This is a genomic window from Streptomyces sp. PH9007, from assembly GCF_059813725.1.
The window spans coordinates 179,283-198,563 of sequence record NZ_CM187440.1 but is presented as its reverse complement, the minus strand read 5'-3'; the positions used below and the strand labels follow the sequence as shown (position 1 = coordinate 198,563).

Sequence of the window (19,281 nt, the reverse complement as noted above, 5' to 3'; positions counted from 1 at the left end):
GCGCCCGCCGCTGTTGCACCTGGTGTGGATGCGACAACGAGGACGGTGCGCTGGTCGGTGCTGGACCGGGCGCTCATCAGGCGGGGGCAGAGCGCCGCCGGGGCGCTGCGGGAGACGGTGGAGTTCGCGGCGGAGATCGAACGGCTGGGCTACCGGCGGTTCTGGGTCGCGGAACACCACGCGGTGCCGGGCATCGCCGGCTCCGCGCCCACCGTGCTGGCCGCGGCCGTGGCGGCGGCCACCTCCCGCATCAGGGTCGGAACGGGCGGGGTGATGCTCCCCAACCACCGGCCGCTGGTGGTCGCCGAGCAGTTCGGCGTGCTGGAGGCGCTCTTCCCCGGCCGCATCGACATGGGGCTCGGCCGCTCGGTCGGCTTCACCGGGCCGGTCCGCCGCGCCCTCGGTGTCGACAAGTCGGCTGCCGACCGCTTCGACGAGCAACTCACCGAGCTGATGAGCTATTTCGGGGAGCGGCCCACCGGCGGTACGGCCCTGACCGCGATGCCCTCCCAGGGGCTGCGCGTCCCGGCCCATCTGCTGGCGGTCGGTTCCGGCGCGGAGATCGCCGCCGCCCACGGGCTGCCCGTGGTGATGGCCCTGCATGCCGACACCGACCGGACCGTGGCCGCGCTGGAGCGCTACCGGGCCGGTTTCCGGCCCTCCGCCCAGCAGCCGCGGCCGTACGTCCTGCTCGCCGTCAACGCCGCCGTCGCCGCGACGCACGAGGCGGCGGCACTGCTCCAGCTCCCCGAGGCGTGGGCCACCGCCCGCTCCCGGATCGACGGGGTCTTCCCGCCGCTGGACCCGCCCCGGGAGATCGCCGCCCGCTCGATGACCGAGCGTGAGCGCGGCTATGTGGAGCAGTCCAGGGCCGGTCAGCTGTACGGGGACGGGCCCGCGATGGCCGCCCGGCTCGACGCGCTGATCGCGCGGACCGGCGCGGACGAGGTGCTGGTCACGCTCAACACCCACGACCCGGCCGACCGCGTCGACTCCTACCGCCGGCTGGCCGCGCTCGCCGGTCTGCCCGGCGGCGCGGCCTGAACCCGCGGGCCTACTTCTTGTACGCGATGCCGCCGCTCATCAGCCGCTGCGCCACGCTCAGCGGCTCGTCGACCGGCTGCTCGGGGCGCCACTGCGGCAGGGCCACCACACCGGGCTCCTGGAGGTCGTACCCCTCGAAGTAGTCCTCGATCTCCGCCATCGTGCGGAACCGGCCGGTGCCCAGGAACTCCAGCATCGTCTCCTCCACGGCGCGGGCCTCCGGGCCCGTGTCGCTGAAGCAGGTGATGGCCAGGTAACTGCCGGACGGCACCGCCGACATGTACGACTGGACGATTCCCTTGGGGTCCTCGTCGTCGTGCAGGTGGTGCAGGATGCCGATCAGCAGCACCCCGACCGGCTGCGAGAAGTCGATCAGCCGCCGCACGTCGGGGTGGCCGAGCACCCCCTGCGGATCGCGCAGGTCCGCCGTGACCACGGCCGTCTGGTCATCGACCTGGAGCAGCGCCTGACCGTGGGCGAGCACGATCGGGTCGTTGTCGACGTAGACCACGCGCGCGTCGGGGGCGTGCCGCTGCGCCACCTGGTGGGTGTTCTCCAGGGTCGGCAGCCCCGCGCCGAGGTCGATGAACTGGCGTATGCCGGCCTCGGCGGCCAGGTACCGGACGATCCGGCCCAGGATCTGCCGGTTGTACTGACCCACGTCGCCGATGTGCGGCATGGTGACCCGCACCTGGTCGGCGACGACACGGTCGACGTCGTAATGGTCCTTGCCACCGAGAACAGCGTCGTACACCCGTGCGATGCTCGGCTTGCTGGTATCGATGAAAGTGGACTTGCCCTGCTCGGAGGCGGTGTTCTCGTGTGACATCGCGGTTCTCCATCCCTCAGCACGTGCGGGTCAGACTAACCGCGCCCCACCAGCCCCGCTAAGGTGCCCCGAGCTAAGCCGACATCATGTCAAGTACACGAAAAGCGAAGAGAGTTACTCATCGGGGAGCACCTGCGGGAAGAGGGTGCGGAACGCCTCCGTCGAGTCGGAGAGCCCGCGGGCGAACGGCGCGTCGAAATGCCAGATGAGATACAGCAGGAACACGATCAGCGCGCTGAAGAGCCCCGCCAGCAGCAACTCGCGCCCGGTGCGCCGGATCTGGAGCGCGAACAGCATCCCCACCACCACGACGGCCCCGGTGATCAGCCCCAGCCACACCACGCCCGGCAGCGTGGACTCCGCGCTCATCCCCCGGGAGGTGCGGGCCTCCGAGGCGGTCGCCAGCTGATGGTGCATGCCCTCGTACGCGTAGCTCTCCGGCGCGGTGAACGGCTCCAGTGCGGCCACGCTCTGCCGCACCGCGGCGAACAGCAGATCGCCCTCCTCGCTCAGCCCCTCGTTGTCGATCATGTACGGCCACTCCTCGTCGACCGTGTAACCGACGTACGCCTCCACGGACTCCCGTACGCCCTCCTGGCTCGCGGCGGGGAACGCCTGGGCGCGCTCGCCGAGTTCGTGCAGCGCCTGGGCCTCCTGGCGCACCCACTCCTCGGCCGCGCCGCGCTCCTCCCAGACGCCGGCGATGGCCAGGCCGAGCACGATGGCGTACACCACGCCCACCATCATCGTCATGTACTCGATGACGTCCGGGGTTTCGGTCGGATCGGCCACCTGGTCGCCGACGCTCGTGCGGCGGTGCCGCAGCTGCACGATCACGAAGATCACCGCGCAGGTGGCGATGATCAGGAGCAGAAGAATCAGCCAGTCGGACAATCGGGTCTCCTAGGAGGTGCCGCGCGCACCCGGCCTGGTCCGCGGGCGAAGGATCGCGGCGGCCAGCACGGCGGGGGCGAGGATGAGCAGGGTGCGGGTCGTCATCGGCATGCCGTGGTCGGGCCGCTCCGGGCCGGCCGGGGGCGGCCCGGCGACGATCTGCACCGGCTTGGGTTCCGGATCGGGTTCGGGCTCGGGCTCGGGGGCCGGCTGGGGTGCCGGCTCCGGCTCGGGCGCCGGCGGCGGCTCGGTCGCCGGGGGCGGTTCGGGGGCCGGCGGCGCCGGGGGAACGGGCTCCGGCTCGGGCTCCGGTTCCGGCTCGGGCGCCGGTGGCGGCACCGGTTCGGGGGGCTCGGGTGACGGGGGCGGCTCCGGCACGGGCGGCGTCGGTGGCTCGGGGGGCTCCGGAGGCTCGGGCGGGACACAGATCCCGTCGGAGATCACCACGGACGAGCCGCCGCGCGACGCGCTCACCGACACCGAGGAGCACCCGCAGCGACCGCCGGCCCGGATCACCACGGAGGCGGAGCCGCCGGGGCCGTCCGCCTCGATGGTCAGGCTGAGATCGGAACCGGGGCCGAACGGCTCCGGCCCCGGTGTCCTGGCGGCCGCCCCCGAGGCGGCGGCCAGCACGAGGAACGCGCACCCGACGCCGACCGCGCCGCGTCGCACTTGCTGCCCAGTGGTCACGGGGGCGATTGTGCGCGGGACGTCCGCGACGTCGCACGGCCGAGACCATGTTTTCGCCTGATGTGATGAAAAACGGTTCAGGGGCGCATGATGCGGCGCGGCACGCTCACGCGACCCCGAACTGCCTCCGAACGCCGCCCCGTCAGGCCATCGGGCCGCTCCCGGGCGGCGCCAGCAGCCGGGCGGGCGTGTCCAGCGCGCCCCGCACCGCGCTGCGTGCCGCCCCCAACAGCGGCCCCGCCGGACCGATCAGCGAGCCGGTCACCGGCGTCTCGGTGGTACGGCCCCCCGCCGTCAGCATGGTGCGGCGCGCCAGTTCCCGGCGGACCGGCGGCAACAGCCAGGGTGTGAGCCGCGCCAGCGAACCGCCGATCACCACCCGCTGCGGATCCAGCAGATTGACCGCCCCCGACAGCGCGATGCCCAGTGCCGTACCCGCCTGCCGCACCGCCCGCAGCGCGGCCGGGTCCTGCGCCGTGCAGCGGTCGGCCAGTTCACCGGTACGCTCCCCGGGATCGCCCCGCAGGTCCAGCCCCGCGGCGCGCAACAGCGCCGCCTCTCCGGCATAGGTCTCCAGACAGCCCCGGGCGCCGCACGAGCACAGCGGCCCGCCGGGCCGCACCGGGACATGGCCCAACTCGCCCGCGAAACCGTGCGCGCCGCGCAGCACGGCCCCGTCGACCACGATCGCCGCCCCGATCCCGATCCGGGCGGACACATGGACGAAGCTGCCGGGCCCCTCCGCGCCCGGATCCCCCCACAGCTCCGCCAGCGCCCCGTAGTTGGCCTCGTTGTCGACCATCAGCGGGAACGGTCCCGACGGCAGCAGCGGCGCGAGATCCACCTCGCTCCACCCCAGGTTGGGCGCCCGGGTGACGGTCGCGGTGCCCCGGGCCACCAGCCCCGGCACGGCCACCGCCAGCCCCGCCGGCCACAGGCCGAGCGCGTCGGCCTCGGCGGCCAGCGCCTCCAGCAGCGTGGCCAGTTCGGCCAGCACCGGCACCGGATCGCCGCCCGCCGGCCGCAGCCGCCGCTCCAGGCGGGCCCGTACCGTACCGCGCAGATCCATCGCGCACACGGTCAGATGATCGACCCCGATCTCGGCCCCGAAGCCGCACGGTCCCCGGTTCGCGAGCAGGAGTTGGCTGCCCGGGCGGCCCACCGACCCGGACCGGCCGGGACCGCGCTCGCTGAGCAGACCGCCGCGCAGCAACTCGTCCACCAGCGTGGACACCGCCGCCCTGGTCAGCCCGATCCGCCCGGCCACTTCCGCGCGCGACAGCGCTCCCCGGTCGGCGAGGGAGTGCAGCACCCGCGAGAGGTTGTGCTGCCGCAACTGCGCCTGGGACTGCGGGGATCTGGGCGTCAACGGACCTCCTGGGCCGGGACCGACGGATGGCGGAGCGCGGCGGCGAACGCGGCCTGCGGGCGGCCCCCGCTGCCACGCGGGACCCGGGCGGCCGGAACGGGCGGCGAGCCGCCGCGGACGCCCGCCGCCCCGCCCCCGCCGCTCCCGGTGCCGCTCAAGGGCGGCCCAGCAGCGGGGCCGCGTCGCGCAGCGTCGCCGACAGCCGCTCCAGTGCCGCCTCGTCGCGCTCCACCGCCGCGTACGCCGGGCCCTGCGCCGTGTCCCACTCCCGGGCCACCGCCGACGCCTCGCGGCCCAGCAGCAGGCCCGCCGCCTGGGCCGCCGCGCCCAGGGCGACCAGTTCCTGGGCCCGGGGGACGACGACCGGACGCCCGGACAGCCGGCGTACCGTCTCGCGCCAGGCCACCCCGCGCGCCCCGCCACCGATCAGCAGGATCGGCGCCGCCGGGTCGGCGTCCTCGTCCAGGACCCGGTCCAGCGCCTCCAGGAGGGCGAACACCGCCCCGTCGTAGGCCGCCTGCAACACCTGGCCGCCGCTCGTGTCGTGCCGCAGGCCGGTCAGCAGCCCGCTCGCGTACGGCAGGTCCGGGGTGCGCTCACCGTCGAGGAACGGCAGCACCACGGCCTCGCCGCCGCTCTCGACCGCCTCGCGTTCGCGGCCCAGCAGGGCCGCGAACCGGTCCACCGCCACCGTGCAGTTGAGCGTGCAGGCCAGCGGCAGCCAGTGCCGCCCCGCGTCCGCGAACCCGGCCACCACGCCACTGCCGTCCGCCGGCCGCCGTTCGGAGACCGCGTACACCGTGCCCGAGGTGCCCAGGCTCAGGACCGGCTGCCCGGGCGCCAGGCCGAGCCCCAGCGCGCCCGCCATGTTGTCGCCGGTGCCGCCCGCCACCAGGATGCCCTCGGGCAGCGGCAGACCGGCCCGCACCGTCCCCGCCGGCTCACCGGCCGCCACCACGCGGGGCAGCGCGGCGGCGTCCAGGCCGATGTGGGACAGGATCTCCGCGTCGTAGGACTCGCTCGCCGAGGACCACCAGCCGCTGCCGGAGGCGTCACCGCGATCGGTGGTGCCACCGTTCACGCCCTGCCCGGTCAGCCGTCCGGTCAGATAGTCGTGCGGCAGCCGCACCGCCCGGGTGGCGGCCGCCGCCCGCGGCTCGTGCTCGCGCAGCCAGGCCCACTTGGTGGCCGTGAACGAGGTGGCCGGCACGCTGCCGGTGCGCTCCGCCCACCAGGCCGCCCCGCCCAGTTCCTCGACCAGCCGGTCGCGCTGCGGAGCAGAACGGGTGTCGTTCCACAGCAGCGCGTTGCGCACCGGGAGGCCGTCCGCGTCCAGCGTCACCAGGCCGTGCTGCTGCCCGGCCACCGAGACCGCCGCGGCCTCCCGTACCACCGGACCGCACTGGTCCAGGGCCTCGCCCAGCGCCTGCCACCACTGCTCGGGGTCGCTGTCGCCCTCTGCGGTCACCACGTGCGGCGCCTGGCCGCGCGCCACCACCGTGCCGGTGGCGGCGTCCACCACCAGCGCCTTGGTGGACTGCGTGGAGGAATCCACGCCCACCACGAGGGGTCCATCGGGTGCGGCCATGATCGCGTCCTTCCGTCGCCCGGCGCCGACGGTGGCGGCCGGGGGGCTTCCACTCCGGGGCAGGGGCATACTAATTTGTCAACGGACATGACGAATAGCCGCAGCACACGCCGAGGAGCCGCGATGTCTTACCAGCCCACCCCCGACGACAGGTTCACCTTCGGTCTGTGGACCGTCGGCTGGCGCGGCAACGACCCGTTCGGTGACGCCACCCGCCCCGCCCTGGACCCGGTCGAGTCCGTCCACCGGCTCGCCGAGCTGGGCGCGCACGGCGTGACCTTCCACGACAACGACCTCATCCCCTTCGACGCCACCGAGGCCGAGCGCGACGCCATCATCAAGCGCTTCAAGGCCGCTCTGGAGACCACCGGGATGAAGGTCCCGATGGCCACCACCAACCTCTTCACCCACCCCGTCTTCAAGGACGGCGGCTTCACGGCCAACGACCGCGACGTGCGCCGCTACGCCCTGCGCAAGACCATCCGCAACATCGACCTCGCCGTCGAACTGGGCGCTCAGACCTACGTCGCCTGGGGCGGCCGGGAAGGCGCCGAGTCCGGCGGGGCCAAGGACGTCCGCGACGCCCTGGACCGGATGAAGGAGGCCTTCGACCTGCTCGGCGACTACGTCACCGAGCAGGGCTACGACCTGCGGTTCGCCATCGAGCCCAAGCCCAACGAGCCGCGCGGCGACATCCTGCTGCCCACCGTCGGCCACGCCCTCGCGTTCATCGAGCGCCTGGAGCGCCCCGAGCTGTTCGGCGTCAACCCCGAGGTCGGCCACGAGCAGATGGCCGGGCTCAACTTCCCGCACGGCATCGCCCAGGCGCTGTGGGCGGGCAAGCTCTACCACATCGACCTCAACGGCCAGCACGGCACCAGGTACGACCAGGACCTGCGGTTCGGCGCCGGCGACACCCGCGCCGCGTTCTGGCTCGTCGACCTGCTGGAGCGGTCCGACTACACCGGCCCGCGGCACTTCGACTTCAAGCCGCCGCGCACCGAGGACATCTCCGGCGTGTGGGCCTCGGCCGCCGGCTGCATGCGCAACTACCTGATCCTCAAGGACCGGGCCGCCGCCTTCCGCGCCGACCCGGAGGTCGCCGAGGCGCTGCGCGCCTCGCGTCTGGACGAGCTGGCCAGGCCCACGCTGGAGCCGGGGGAGACCCCGGCCGCGCTGCTGGCCGACAAGAGCGCCTTCGAGGAGTTCGACGCGACCGCCGCCGCCGAGCGCGGCATGGCGTTCGAGGCCCTGGACCAGCTGGCGATGGACCACCTGCTGGGCGTCCGCGGCTGACCCCGGCGCCCGCCCGGCCGCCGTACCCGCCCGTGGAGGGCCGGTACGGCGGTCAGGCCGGTGCCCCGGTGGCGGCCCGGGTGCGGGGCGGTGCGGTGGAATCGCGCAGCACCAGGCGGGTGGACAGCTCGGTACACACCCCTTCCGGCCGCTCGCCCGCCATCATCCGCAGCAGCAGCCGCAGCGCGGTGCCCGCCATCTCGGCCAGCGGCTGGCGCACCGTGGTGAGCCCCGGACTGGCCCAGCGGGCCTGCGGCAGATCGTCGAAGGACACCACGCTCATGTCGCGCGGCACCCGCACCCCGCGTGCGGCCAGCGCCTGGACCGCGCCGAGCCCCATCGGATCGGAGCAGGTGAACACGGCGGTCGGCGGCTCGGGCAGCGCCAGCAGCCGTTCCGTCTCCCGCCGGGCGCCTTCCTCGGAGAACCCCCCGTACCCCACGTACTCCGCCGGCACCGGCAGCCCGGCCGCCGCCATCGCCGAACGGTAGCCCGCCATCCGGGCCGTGCTGCACTGCTTGCGCCGGAAGCCGCCGATCACCGCGATCCGCCGGTGCCCCAGGGCGATCAGATGCTCGGTGGCACTCACCCCGCCCTGCCAGTTGGTGGCGCCCACCGAGGGAACCCCGGGCGGGGGTTCGAGTACGGGGTCGATCATCACGAACGGGATGCCGTGCCGGTCCAGCCAGGAGTACTGGGCCGTGCTCAGCTCGGCCAGGTTGAACAGCACCCCGGCCGACCCCCTGGCGCGCAGCCGGTCGAGCCAGCCGCGCTCGGGACGGCCGCCGCGCGTCCTGGTCAGCGCGGCCGAGACCACCACGGACACCCCGGCCTCGTGCGCGGCCTCCTCCACCCCGTGCAGCACCGCGCCCGACCACGGCGAATCCAGCTGATGCATCACCAGATCGACCAGCGCCGGGGGCCGTCCGGCGGTGAACCGGGGCCGGCGCACATAACCCAGCCGGTCCAGCACCTCGGTGACCCGGCGCCGGGTCTCGGGGGAGACGTCCTCACGCCCGTTGGCGACCTTGGAGGCCGTGGGCACCGACACCCCCGCCTCCCTGGCGATCACGGCGAGTGTCGGCCCTGCGGCCGTCGCTGCGGGACGGACCATGCGAACTCCTACTCTCCCGGCCCCGTCCGGCGAAAATTTCGACTCTCCCGGGTGCACCGGTCGGCGCATTGACCTGGCAGCAAGCGCTTCCCACGGTAATGGCGACCCACCGGCCTGGGAAGAGCCCGACGAGGCGGCGCGGCCACGACGAACGGCTTTCGAAAACCACTGCCCGAAATCCCGGACAGTCGCCCCGCTTTATCGCAGGCGGCCCCCTCAGGGGCGCCCCTCAAAGGCCTCGATGGCACTGGTTCGCGCCGCCTTCGCGGCGGTCGCCGCATTCACCCTGCAACCGTCCACCAGAGCCTGCCCGGCGGTCCTCTGGTGCGGCTGCCGGATCGGCCGGGATCCCGAAAACGGAGGCGCCCCGGGCCCTCACCGCCGTTCCCCCGGCGTGCCCGTCACGCCCGTGGTATCCACACCCGCATCGCGCCGTCCGCGCGGTTGGCCCAGGCGTAGTACGGCACCGCCGTCAGTTCCACCGGTTCGCCCGCCGGTTCCGGCGCGTCCGCTGCGTAGGGCCACCAGCCCTCCCGGTCTCCGGCGGTGCGGGCCCGGCCGCCCGCCGTCAGGACCGTGACGCCGCCCAGCAGTTCCGGCCGGTGTTCGGTCCCGGGGGTGATCGCCGGATCCAGGGTCAGCGCGTCCAGGCGGACTCCCGGCGGCAGGTCGGTCTGCTCCAGGCAGTACACCAGCGGCCCCCGCTCCAGGGCGAGCGTGCCGCGCACCGCGTCGACGCGTGGATCCGGCCGGGTGAGGCGGACCTCCAGGGGCAGCTCCAGTACCACCCGCTCCCCGGCCGACCAGGCCCGCTCCAGTCGCAGCCAGCCGGTGTCCGGCCGCTCCAGCGTCCGGCCGTCCAGCCGGACGCGGTCCGCCCACGGCGGGACGCGCAGCGCCAGCGTCCAGGTGCCGGCCGGTGCCTCGTCCACCGTGATCGCGATCCGCCCCTGCCACGGATAGTCACCGGCCACCGTCACCGTGCCGCCGCCCGCCGTGTACGTACCGGCCGCGTACTGGTGCAGTTGCAGGCCCGTGCCGTCGCCGCTGGCCATGTAGTGCGGCAGCGAGGCGAGCAGCCGCATCGCATTGGGCGGACAGCAGGCGCACCGGAACCACGGCGTACGGCGCGCCGTGTGGTCGCCGGGCCGGAACTCGTACTCCTCGCGCACCTGGAGCGGGTTGACGTACAGCCAGTGCTCCCCGTCCAGGCCCACCCCGGACAGGAAGCCGTTGTACAGCGTGCGTTCGATCAGGTCCGAGTAGCGGGCCTCACCCGTCAGCAGCGCCATCCGCCAGCTGAACTGGACGGAGGCGATCGCGGCGCAGGTCTCCGCGTACGCCCGGTCCGGCGGCAGTTCGTAGGCGTCGCCGAACGCCTCGCCCTCGTGGCGGGCACCGACCCCGCCGGTCAGATACGTCTTGCCGCCCGCCGTCACCGTCCACAGCCGCGCCAGGGCGTCCCGCAGTTCCGCCTCCCCGGTCTCGGTGGCCAGATCGGCGGCACCGGCCAGCAGGTACAGCTGCCGTACGGCGTGGCCGGTGGCGGTCCGCGCCTCGCGCACCGGCACCTGGTCCTGCCAGTAGGGGGAGCCCGGCGTGGGCGCACCGCCGCGCCGGAAGCCGGCCTCCAGCGAGCCGTGGCCGCGCAGGTCCACGAAGTACGCGGCGAGGTCGAGCCAGCGCCGCTCGCCGGTCTCCCGGTACAGCTCCACCAGGGCGGTCTCGATCTCCGGGTGCCCGCACACGGCGTCCACGGCCCGGCCCTCACCGAAGGTGGCCTCGATGTGTGCGGCGAACCGCAGCGCCACGTCCAGCAGCGCGGTGCGTCCGGTGGCCCGGTGGTGCGCGACGGCGGCCTGGATGAGGTGGCCCGCGCAGTACAGCTCGTGGCCCCAGTCCAGTTCCTTCCAGCGGAGTTCGGGGTGCTTGACCTGGTAGTAGGTCTGGAGGTACCCGTCGGGTTCCTGCGCGGCGGCCAGCAGCGCGATCAACCGGTCCACCTCCCGCTCCAGTTCCCCGTCCGGGCCGTGCGCCAGCTGCCAGGAGGCCGCTTCGAGCCATTTGTGCACATCGGAGTCCTGGAACGGGAAATCCCCGGTGAAAGCGGCCTCGGTGGCACCGGCCGCGGCCCGCAGATTGGCGAGATTTCCGGCCGCCTCCAGCTTCGCCGGGCCCTGCGGAATGCTGACGGCGGCATTCGTCCGCCGCCTCGCCGCCCAGAATCCCCCGGTGATCCGGGCGTCGTCGGCCGGCCGCAGCCGGGAGTGCGCGCCGTGCGTCAGTCGTATCGGGCCGTCCGTCATACCGAACTTCCTTTCCGCAAGCGTTTACTGCGGCGCAGATTAACAGCCATACGTCCGCTTTCTGTTTCTTTCGAAAGTTCTCAGCGGCCCGGAAGGACTCCCGCCCGGGCGGTGCGGCGCTTACCGTAACGGGCATGGCCCACCATGCGCCGTCGTACACCAATCCCCTGATCCGGCAGCGCGCCGATCCGCACATCACGCGGCGCCCGGACGGCCGTTACTGGTTCACCGCCACCGTGCCCGCGTACGACCGCATCGTGCTGCGCCACGCCGACACGCTCCAGGGCCTGTCCACGGCGCGCGAACACACCGTCTGGAAACGCCACACCAGCGGCGAGATGAGCTCCCACATCTGGGCGCCCGAACTCCACTTCATCGACGGGGCCTGGTACCTCTACTTCGCCGCCGGGCGTGCCGAGGACCCGTGGGCGATCCGCATGTACGTGCTGCGCAACGCCTCCCCCGACCCGCTGACCGGGGTGTGGAGCGAACTGGGTCAACTGCGCACCCCCTGGGACAGCTTCTCGCTGGACGCCACCACCTTCGAGCACCGGGGCACCCGTTACCTCGCGTGGGCCCAGCACCATCCGCAGCGGGAGAACAACACCTCGCTGTTCCTGGCCGCGATGGACACCCCGTGGTCGGTCACCGGCGCCCCGCTGGAGGTCAGCCATCCCGAACTGGACTGGGAGACCGTCGGGTTCAAGGTGAACGAGGGCCCCGCCGTCCTCATCCGCAACGGCCGGGTGTTCCTCACCTACTCGGCCGCCGCCACCGACGCCAACTACTGCGTGGGGCTGCTCACCGCCGACGCCGGCAGCGATCTGCTGGACGCGGCCTCCTGGACGAAGAGCCCGGTGCCGGTGTTCCGCAGCAGCGAACAGACGGGCCAGTACGGCCCCGGGCACAACAGCTTCACGGTCGCGGAGGACGGCACGACCGACATCCTCGTCCACCACGCCCGCGCCTACCGCGACATCACCGGCGATCCCCTGGAGGACCCCAACCGGCACACCCGGATCCAGCCGCTGGGCTGGCACCCGGACGGCACGCCCGACTTCGGGGTGCCCGCCGCGGACGGGCCCACCGATCCGCTCCCGGTCGCCGGAGCGCCGACCGGCTCCCGGTACACGCTGACGGGCTTCACCCAGCACGGCGAGGCGGCCCTGTTCACCGCCGAGTCCGCCGACGCGCTGCACTACGAGCCGCTGCCCGGGCCCGGTTACGCCCCGCCCGCCGGGCTGCTGCGCGACCCCAGTCTGCTGCGGCACACCGACGGCTACTACTACCTCGTCTACACCACCGGCTGGGAGGGCGACACCATCGGCTTCGCGCGCAGCGCCGACCGGCTGCGCTGGAGCCATCTGCGTGACCACCGGCTGCGGGTGCCGGGCCTGGCACGCACCTGGGCGCCGGAGTTCTTCCGCGACGAGGACGGCAGCATCCATGTGATCGTCTCCCTGGACACCACGGGGGACCATCGCTTCACCCCCCACGTGCTCACCGCGACCGGCGGGAGCCTGACCTCCTGGACGGAGCCGCAGCCGATGGCAGGTCTTGACGGGTCCAACTACATCGACACCTGTGTGATCCGCGTGGACGGCACCTATCACGCGATCACCAAGCAGGAGACCACCAAATATCTGGAGCACGCCACCGCCCCGTCCCTGCGGGGCCCGTACACCGTGAAGGGCACCGGCGACTGGGCCGGCTGGGGCAGCTGGGTCGAGGGCCCGGCGCTGGTGCCGCTGGACGGCGGCGGCTGGCGGCTGTACTACGACGCGTACCGGGACGGCGCGTACCGCTACAGCGACACCCATGACGGGCTCCGCACCTGGAGCGCCCCGCGCGAGCTGCCCGGACTGTCCGGCACCGTACGGCACTTCTCGGTCCTGCGGGAGGAGATATGAGGACCTCGCGCGGAGCGTGGCGGCTGTCGGTCGCCGCCGTCCTGGGGCTGCTGCTCTCGCTGTTGACGGTCTCCCCGGCACAGGCCGCCCCGGTGTCGGTGCTCAACGGCACCCAGTTCACGGATCCCAACGGCCGGCCCGTGCACGCGCACGGCGGCGGGGTCATCGAGGTGGACGGCTACTACTACTGGTTCGGGGAGAACCGGCAGGAGAACAGCAACGGTTTCCGTTACGTCTCCGCCTACCGTTCCACCGACCTGCGGAACTGGGAGTTCCGCAACCATGTGCTCACCCAGGCGTCCGCCCCCGAGCTGCAGGCCGCCAACATCGAGCGGCCCAAGGTCATCCACAACCGGGCCACCGGCCAGTTCGTGATGTGGATGCACAAGGAGAACGACCAGAACTACGCCGAGGCCCGCGCCGCGGTGGCCGTCTCCGACACGGTGGACGGCGACTACACCTGGCGCGGCAGCTTCCGCCCGCTGGACCACATGTCGCGCGACATCACCGCGTTCGTCGACGACGACGGGACCGGCTACATGGTCTCCGCAGCGCGCGAGAACTACGACCTGCACATCTACCGGCTGACCGCCGACTACACCGGCATCGCCGCGCTGGTCGCCAACCCGTGGCCCGGCGGCCACCGCGAGGCACCCGCCCTCTTCAAGCGCGACGGCGTCTATTTCATGCTGACCTCCGGCGCCACCGGCTGGAACCCGAACCAGCAGCAGTACGCCACCGCCACCTCGCTCGCGGGCCCGTGGAGCGCGATGGCCAACGTCGGCGACTCCACCACCTTCAACTCCCAGACCGCCTACGTGCTCACCATCCAGGGCACCGCCGGCACCTCCTACCTCTACATGGGCGACCGCTGGGGCAACTCCTTCGGCGGCCGGGTCAACGACTCCCGCTACGTGTGGCTGCCGCTGACCTTCCCCACCTCCCGCACCCTGGGCATGAGCTGGTCGCCGCAGCTCACCATCGACACCGCGGCGGGCACGGTGCGGGGTGAGGGCGGACCGTACCGGACGCTGGCCGCCCGGCACTCCGGGAAGTGCGTCGACATCCCCAGCCAGTCCCAGACGGTCGGGGCCCAGGCCATCCAGTACACCTGCAACAGCGGCCTCAACCAGCGCTTCTGGACCCGGGACGCGGGCGGCGGGTACGTCGAGCTGATCTCGCGGCACAGTTCGCTGTGTCTGGCCGCCTCCGGTGGTTCGACGGCGGACGGCGCGGCCGTGGTGCAGACCGCCTGCTCGGGGGCGGGCAGCCAGCAGTGGCGGCTCGCGGACGCCGGGAGCGGCTATGTCCAGCTGATCGCCCGGCACTCCGGCAAGTGCCTGGACGTCTCGGACGAGTCCACCGCCGACAACGCCCGGCTGATCCAGTACGGGTGCGGGTCCGGCAGCCACCAGCAGTGGCGGACCACGACGGTGTGAGCCGGTACGCGGTCCGCGGCGCTCCTCCCTCCCCGCGACGGGGAAGGAGCAGCGCCTTCGCGAACTCAGCGGCGCCGTACGGTGAGCACCAGCAGCCCGGCGACCACCAGCGCCACCCCGCCCCAGCCCCACAGACCGAGCCGTTCACCGACCACGGCCACGCCGAGCGCGGCGGCCACCACGGGCTCGAACAGCGTGAGTACGGTCGCGGCACTGGCCCGGACCCGTACCAGGCCCGCGCCGAAGAGCAGATAGGCCAGGCACATCGGGATCACCGCGAGATAGCCGACGACGGCGAGTCCCCGGCCCGATGCCAGCAACTCCCCGCCGGTCAGCGCGAACAGCGGCACCAGCAGTACGGCGCCCAGCCCGAAGAGCGCGCCCATCGCGGCGCGTGAGGAGTGGCCGTGCCGGATGAGGCGCCCGGCGTAGTAGGCGTACCCGGCGTACGCGGCGCCCGCCAGCAGCCCGAGCGCCACCCCGGCCGGCACCCGCGCCGCGTCGGAGTGGCTGTGACCGCCGGCCACCACCAGGAGGGCACAGCCGCCGGCCGCCGCCCCGGCCGCCGCCGCCCAGCGGCGGGTCAGTACGGCGCCGTCCAGCACCCGTTCGAGGAGGGCGGCGAAGACGGGGGCGCAGCCGAGGGAGACCACCGTGCCCACCGCGACTCCGGCCCAGGCCATCGAGGTGTAGAAGGCCAGCGGGTAGATCACTACGCCGAGGGCGCCCAGCAGCGCACGGCGCAGTACCTGGGGCCCGGAGCGCAGCACCGCGAGGGCCGAGCGGCCGGCCAGGGCGAGGGTCAGCAGCCCGCCGATGCCCATGGTGCCGGCGCCGATGGCCAGGGGACAGGCACCGGCGGGTGCGAAGGAGGCCACGGTGCCGGTGGTGCCCCACAGGGCGGCGGCGGCCAGGATCAGCAGCGGCCCGCCACTCGTCGGGCCCCCGGAGGTGTGCGGGTCGCCCGGTACGGCGGGGGAGCCCGGTGCCGGGGAGGAAGGTGAGGGGGATGATGCGGTCGAAGACATGAGGTGAGTGCGTCCTGCTCCGTCGGGATCCGGTCGGGGATGCGGAGTGAGGACACACGGAACGAAGGCTCCGGCCCGGATCAGGGTCCGGGCGGGCCGGTCACGCGGGGATGCGCCGTGCCGTGGGCCCTCAGCGGGCGGACGGCGGCGGAGTGACGGCGTGCCAGTAGGTCGATCGCATGAGCGTAAGAATAGGGGATCGGTTCACCCCTCCGGCACCCCGGCGCCGGGGTGCCCGCACCAGCCGATCAGCAGCTCCACCAGTTCCGCGGGGCGCTCCTCGTGCAGGTAGTGCCCGACGCCCTCCCACAGCACCGCCCGCGAGAGCGGATGGTTGAACGTCGTCTCCTCCCAGCGCGCCGCCGGCCGCCCGGTGTGCAGCCCCAGGGCCGGGCAGCACCGCCGCGCCAGATACCCCTCGGCGGCCGGCCGCAGCCCGAACGCGCCGGGCGCCAGATACATCGCCTCGCGGTACGCCAGCAGCACCGCCGGATCCATCGCCGCCATCAGCCGCTCGTGACGGACCCGCACCCACGTCGGCGTCGCGTCGGTGAAAGCCCCGCGGACGAAGCGCAGCGCCCACGCGACACCCTCACGGCGCAACGCCTCCTGCTCGCCCGGCAGCCGGCCCGCCCGCGCCGGATCGCCGCCGTAGGCGGTGGCGAGGGTCACCACCGAGCGCACCAGCTCGGGATGCTCCACGGCCAGCGCGGTCACCACCTGCCCGCCCATCGAGTGCCCGACGGCCACCACGGGGCCCGTACGCCTGCGGCGCAGCTCGGCGGCCAGCCGGTGGGCGACGGCGAGCGGCGACAGTGCGAACCCGGCCGCCGGGGTACGCCCGTGGCCCGGCAGATCGGGCACCAGCACCCGGTACCGGGCGGTCAGTGCCGGCAGATGCGGGGCCCAGTCCTCACCGTCACTGCCCCAGCCGTGCACCAACAGCAACGGCGCCGCGCCCGCGCCACCGGGGAGCTCCCCGGAATCCGTCATCCACCATGTCATCGCACACCCCCGTGGTCGCCCAACGCCCGGCCCGGCGCGGGCAGCATAGCGACGCCCCGGTCGCCGGCCCCCGGGCGGGAGAACACGAGCGGGCCACGGCAACCCCGCCCAGGCAGGAACCGGGGTGAAAATCCGCCGCATCGGCGTCCGCGACCCGCGCACGTTCGCGCCGCGCTCCCCGCCGCTACGCCAACGCGCCCTCCAGCGCGAAGGTCGCCGCCCCCAGACTCACCGGATCGCCCTCGACCGGCGAGAGCACGATCTCGGCGCTCGCCGCCGGACGGCCCAGAGCGTACCGGCCGACCGCTTCCCGTACCGCCTCCAGCAGCGGCGCCCCCCACTCCCGCGCCACCCAGCTGCTGAGCACCACCACCTCGGGGTTGAGCAGATTCACCAGGTCGGCGACCGCCGCCCCCAGCTGGTCTGCGCACACCTCCAGCACCCGCCGCGCCACCGGATCCCCGGCCGCGGAGCCGGCCGCCAGCGCCGCGATCGTGCCCATCTGGTCCCCCGGCCGCAGCAGCGCGCTCCTGGGGGCCACTTCCGTCAGCGTCCGGATGATCCCCGGCGCCCCCACATAGCTCTCCACACACCCGTGCCGCCCGCAGCGGCACGGCCGGCCGCCGTGCACGAGCGTGGTGTGCCCCCACTCCCCGGCGCTGTTGGAGACCCCCCGGTGCACCGACCCGCCCAGCGCCAGCCCGGCCCCCACCCCGGTGCCCAGGTTCACCACCACCGCGTCCTGCCGCCCGCGCGCCGCCCCGAACCACAGCTCTGCCACCGTGGTGGCCCGCAGCGGATTGTCCAGATACAGGCGGTACGGGATGTGGCGGGCCAGCAGCCCGAGCAGCGGAACCCCGTGCCAGTCCCAGTTCGCGGCGAAGACCGAGACGCCGCCCTCCCGGTCCACCATGCCCGGCATGGTGACGCCCACGCCCAGCACCGGCACCCCGGGCAGGGCGCCGCGCTCCCGCACCCGGGAGACGGCCTCGGCCGTCCGCTCCGCCACCAGCTCCGGGCCGTCCTCACCGGGCGCCAGCGGCAGCCGCGCGGTGGCCAGCACCCGCAGCGTGAGATCGAACAGCTCGGCGTGCACATAGGTCTCGGCCACATCGACCCCGATCAGCGCGCCGCCGGCCGGATCCACGGCCAGCAGCGCGGCCGGCCGGCCCGCTGCCGAGTCCTCGAAACCGGCCACCCGCACCAGACCCCGCCGGTGCAGCTCCCCGGTGACCGTGGCCACCGTCGCCTGGCTGAGCCCGGTGGCGGCGGCCAGCGCGGGCCGTGAGACGGGGCCGTCGGCCAGTACCTGCCGCAGCACCCGGTAACGGTTGGCGGTACGGATGAGCCGGGAGGCATGCTGCGCCCCCCGGCCGCCCGCCGCGCTCACTCCTGCTCGTCGCCCTTGTTCTTGCGACGGAACCAGCGCCGCTTGCGCGGCCGCTGCGCCCGCTGCCGCCGCCGGGACGAGCTGAAGATCCAGCCCGCCGGCGGCTCGTCCGAGCGCCACGGCTGCGGATCCGGAGCCTCGTTCTTCCAGCGCTCCGTCAGCATCCTGGTGCGCGCGGTCGGCTCGGACACCTCCGCGCCGCGGACGAAGTTCTCGTCCAGCACCACGTCGTCCCAGCTGTCACCGGGCTCGGGCTCGTCCTCGCCACCCCGCTCGTCCCGGCTCTTCGGCCCCGTCCCCATGACCCGCCTCCCGTCCCGCCGACTGCGTGCGGACGTCACACCCAAGGAGTAAACGTTCCATCTCCCTGTCGTGTTCCTGCCCGCACGCACCCTACCGAAGACCTCAGGAACCGGTCTTCGAGCCCTCCCGGGTCTTCCTGGTGGCGTACAGCGAGGTGATGGTGGTGATGACCAGCACACCGCCGATCACGGTGAGCGAGAGCGGGATACCGATCTCCGGCACGTGCACGCCGCTCTCGTGCAGCGCGTGCAGCACCAGCTTGACGCCGATGAAGCCCAGGATGATGGACAGCCCGTAGGACAGGTGGACCAGCTTCTTCAGCAGCCCGCCGATGAGGAAGTACAGCTGCCGCAGCCCCATGAGGGCGAAGGCGTTGGCGGTGAAGACGATGTACGGGTCCTGGGTGAGCCCGAAGATCGCCGGGATCGAGTCCAGCGCGAACAGCACGTCGGTGCTGCCGATCGCCAGCATCACGATCAGCATCGGGGTGATCAGGCGCTTGCCGTTCTCCACGATCGTCAGTTTGGTGCCGTGGTACTCGTCGGTGGCCGGGAAGCGCCGCTCGACCGCCTTCATGAAGCGGTTCTCCTCGAAGTCCTCCTCCTCGTCGCTGCGCGCGTCCTTGATCAGCTTCCAGGCGGTCCAGATGAGGAAGGCGCCGAAGATGTAGAAGACCCACGAGAAGGTGGAGATGAGCGCCGCGCCGGCGGCGATGAAGATCGCCCGCAGCACCAGGGCGATCAGCACACCGACCAGCAGGACCCGCGACTGGTACTGGGGCGGCACCGAGAACTTCGCCATGATCAGCACGAAGACGAACAGATTGTCCACACTCAACGACTTCTCGGTGACGTAGCCGGCGAAGAATTCACCGGACGCCTGGCCGCCCCCGAACACCGCGATGCCGATGCCGAACAGCACGGCCAGAAGTATCCAGATGACGGTCCAGGTTCCCGCTTCTTTGAGCGAGACCTCATGGGGCTTGCGCCCGAAGAAGAAGTCGACAGCGATGAAGGCGCACAGCACCACGATGGTGAGCACCCACATGGGCAACGAGACGTCCACTGATCCTCCGG

The 19,281-nt window shown here is 73.2% G+C and carries 16 protein-coding genes; 4 read left to right on the top strand and 12 right to left on the bottom strand.

Annotated elements, in window-relative coordinates:
• Window positions 1-24 precede the first annotated feature (24 nt).
• The gene (locus ACTFAP_RS00845; protein ID WP_390115442.1) at window positions 25-1,044 is read left to right on the top strand and encodes an MsnO8 family LLM class oxidoreductase; all 1,020 of its coding nucleotides are present in this window, start codon (window positions 25-27) and stop codon (window positions 1,042-1,044) included.
• A 10-nt stretch (window positions 1,045-1,054) separates the two neighbouring features.
• On the opposite strand, the gene ACTFAP_RS00840 is transcribed toward ACTFAP_RS00845, so the two are convergent.
• The 5 genes from ACTFAP_RS00840 to xylB form a co-directional block, all read right to left on the bottom strand.
• Window positions 1,055-1,873 carry an SAM-dependent methyltransferase gene (locus ACTFAP_RS00840; protein ID WP_030726708.1) on the bottom strand — a complete coding sequence of 273 codons (819 nt, stop codon included), beginning with the start codon at window positions 1,871-1,873 and terminating at the stop codon, window positions 1,055-1,057.
• Between the two features lie 114 nt (window positions 1,874-1,987).
• Window positions 1,988-2,767, bottom strand: a complete 780-nt coding sequence (locus ACTFAP_RS00835; RefSeq protein WP_390115444.1) for a bestrophin-like domain — start codon at window positions 2,765-2,767, stop codon at window positions 1,988-1,990.
• Between the two features lie 9 nt (window positions 2,768-2,776).
• Window positions 2,777-3,457 carry a hypothetical protein gene (locus ACTFAP_RS00830; RefSeq protein ID WP_500467958.1) on the bottom strand — a complete coding sequence of 227 codons (681 nt, stop codon included), beginning with the start codon at window positions 3,455-3,457 and terminating at the stop codon, window positions 2,777-2,779.
• A gap of 142 nt (window positions 3,458-3,599) precedes the next feature.
• A complete protein-coding gene (locus tag ACTFAP_RS00825) occupies window positions 3,600-4,826 on the bottom strand; it encodes an ROK family transcriptional regulator (RefSeq protein ID WP_436982049.1) in 1,227 nt (408 codons plus the stop codon).
• 154 nt (window positions 4,827-4,980) lie between these two features.
• Window positions 4,981-6,414: a xylulokinase gene (gene xylB / locus ACTFAP_RS00820; RefSeq protein WP_436982050.1), complete on the bottom strand. Its 1,434-nt coding sequence runs from the start codon at window positions 6,412-6,414 to the stop codon at window positions 4,981-4,983.
• A 123-nt stretch (window positions 6,415-6,537) separates the two neighbouring features.
• On the opposite strand from xylB, the gene xylA reads away from it, so the two are divergent.
• Window positions 6,538-7,710: a xylose isomerase gene (xylA, locus tag ACTFAP_RS00815; RefSeq protein WP_400011102.1), complete on the top strand. Its 1,173-nt coding sequence runs from the start codon at window positions 6,538-6,540 to the stop codon at window positions 7,708-7,710.
• Between the two features lie 52 nt (window positions 7,711-7,762).
• Here xylA and ACTFAP_RS00810 read toward each other — a convergent pair whose 3' ends face one another.
• On the bottom strand, window positions 7,763-8,824 hold the full coding sequence (locus ACTFAP_RS00810; RefSeq protein ID WP_500467957.1) for a LacI family DNA-binding transcriptional regulator: 1,062 nt from the start codon (window positions 8,822-8,824) through the stop codon (window positions 7,763-7,765).
• Window positions 8,825-9,225: 401 nt separating this feature from the next.
• Window positions 9,226-11,130 (bottom strand): glycoside hydrolase family 127 protein, encoded by a 1,905-nt coding sequence (locus tag ACTFAP_RS00805; RefSeq protein ID WP_500467956.1) that lies wholly within the window; start codon window positions 11,128-11,130, stop codon window positions 9,226-9,228.
• A gap of 134 nt (window positions 11,131-11,264) precedes the next feature.
• On the opposite strand from ACTFAP_RS00805, the gene ACTFAP_RS00800 reads away from it, so the two are divergent.
• Window positions 11,265-13,040, top strand: a complete 1,776-nt coding sequence (locus ACTFAP_RS00800) for a family 43 glycosylhydrolase (RefSeq protein WP_500467955.1) — start codon at window positions 11,265-11,267, stop codon at window positions 13,038-13,040.
• Window positions 13,037-14,479: an RICIN domain-containing protein gene (locus ACTFAP_RS00795; protein WP_500467954.1), complete on the top strand. Its 1,443-nt coding sequence runs from the start codon at window positions 13,037-13,039 to the stop codon at window positions 14,477-14,479. Before ACTFAP_RS00800 ends, ACTFAP_RS00795 begins: the two co-directional genes overlap by 4 nt.
• A gap of 65 nt (window positions 14,480-14,544) precedes the next feature.
• Here the strand turns inward: ACTFAP_RS00795 and ACTFAP_RS00790 are convergent, their stop codons facing one another.
• The 5 genes from ACTFAP_RS00790 to ACTFAP_RS00770 form a co-directional block, all read right to left on the bottom strand.
• A complete protein-coding gene (locus ACTFAP_RS00790) occupies window positions 14,545-15,507 on the bottom strand; it encodes a DMT family transporter (RefSeq protein WP_451749409.1) in 963 nt (320 codons plus the stop codon).
• Between the two features lie 204 nt (window positions 15,508-15,711).
• Window positions 15,712-16,500, bottom strand: a complete 789-nt coding sequence (locus tag ACTFAP_RS00785) for an alpha/beta fold hydrolase (RefSeq protein ID WP_451749411.1) — start codon at window positions 16,498-16,500, stop codon at window positions 15,712-15,714.
• A gap of 196 nt (window positions 16,501-16,696) precedes the next feature.
• Window positions 16,697-17,902, bottom strand: a complete 1,206-nt coding sequence (locus tag ACTFAP_RS00780) for an ROK family transcriptional regulator (RefSeq protein WP_500467953.1) — start codon at window positions 17,900-17,902, stop codon at window positions 16,697-16,699.
• Window positions 17,899-18,204 (bottom strand): SGM_3592 family protein, encoded by a 306-nt coding sequence (locus tag ACTFAP_RS00775; protein ID WP_046722635.1) that lies wholly within the window; start codon window positions 18,202-18,204, stop codon window positions 17,899-17,901. Before ACTFAP_RS00775 ends, ACTFAP_RS00780 begins: the two co-directional genes overlap by 4 nt.
• Window positions 18,205-18,307: 103 nt before the next feature.
• Window positions 18,308-19,270, bottom strand: coding sequence for a TerC family protein (locus ACTFAP_RS00770; protein ID WP_030726672.1), 963 nt, complete (start codon window positions 19,268-19,270; stop codon window positions 18,308-18,310).
• Window positions 19,271-19,281 lie beyond the last annotated feature (11 nt).

Coding starts and splice junctions, on each gene's coding strand:
- ACTFAP_RS00840 (WP_030726708.1), bottom strand. CDS start 1,873: ATGTCACACGAGAACACCGCCTCCGAGCAGGGCAAGTCCACTTTCATC.
- xylB (WP_436982050.1), bottom strand. CDS start 6,414: ATGGCCGCACCCGATGGACCCCTCGTGGTGGGCGTGGATTCCTCCACG.
- xylA (WP_400011102.1), top strand. CDS start 6,538: ATGTCTTACCAGCCCACCCCCGACGACAGGTTCACCTTCGGTCTGTGG.
- ACTFAP_RS00810 (WP_500467957.1), bottom strand. CDS start 8,824: ATGGTCCGTCCCGCAGCGACGGCCGCAGGGCCGACACTCGCCGTGATC.
- ACTFAP_RS00805 (WP_500467956.1), bottom strand. CDS start 11,130: ATGACGGACGGCCCGATACGACTGACGCACGGCGCGCACTCCCGGCTG.
- ACTFAP_RS00800 (WP_500467955.1), top strand. CDS start 11,265: ATGGCCCACCATGCGCCGTCGTACACCAATCCCCTGATCCGGCAGCGC.
- ACTFAP_RS00795 (WP_500467954.1), top strand. CDS start 13,037: ATGAGGACCTCGCGCGGAGCGTGGCGGCTGTCGGTCGCCGCCGTCCTG.
- ACTFAP_RS00790 (WP_451749409.1), bottom strand. CDS start 15,507: ATGTCTTCGACCGCATCATCCCCCTCACCTTCCTCCCCGGCACCGGGC.
- ACTFAP_RS00785 (WP_451749411.1), bottom strand. CDS start 16,500: ATGACGGATTCCGGGGAGCTCCCCGGTGGCGCGGGCGCGGCGCCGTTG.
- ACTFAP_RS00775 (WP_046722635.1), bottom strand. CDS start 18,204: ATGGGGACGGGGCCGAAGAGCCGGGACGAGCGGGGTGGCGAGGACGAG.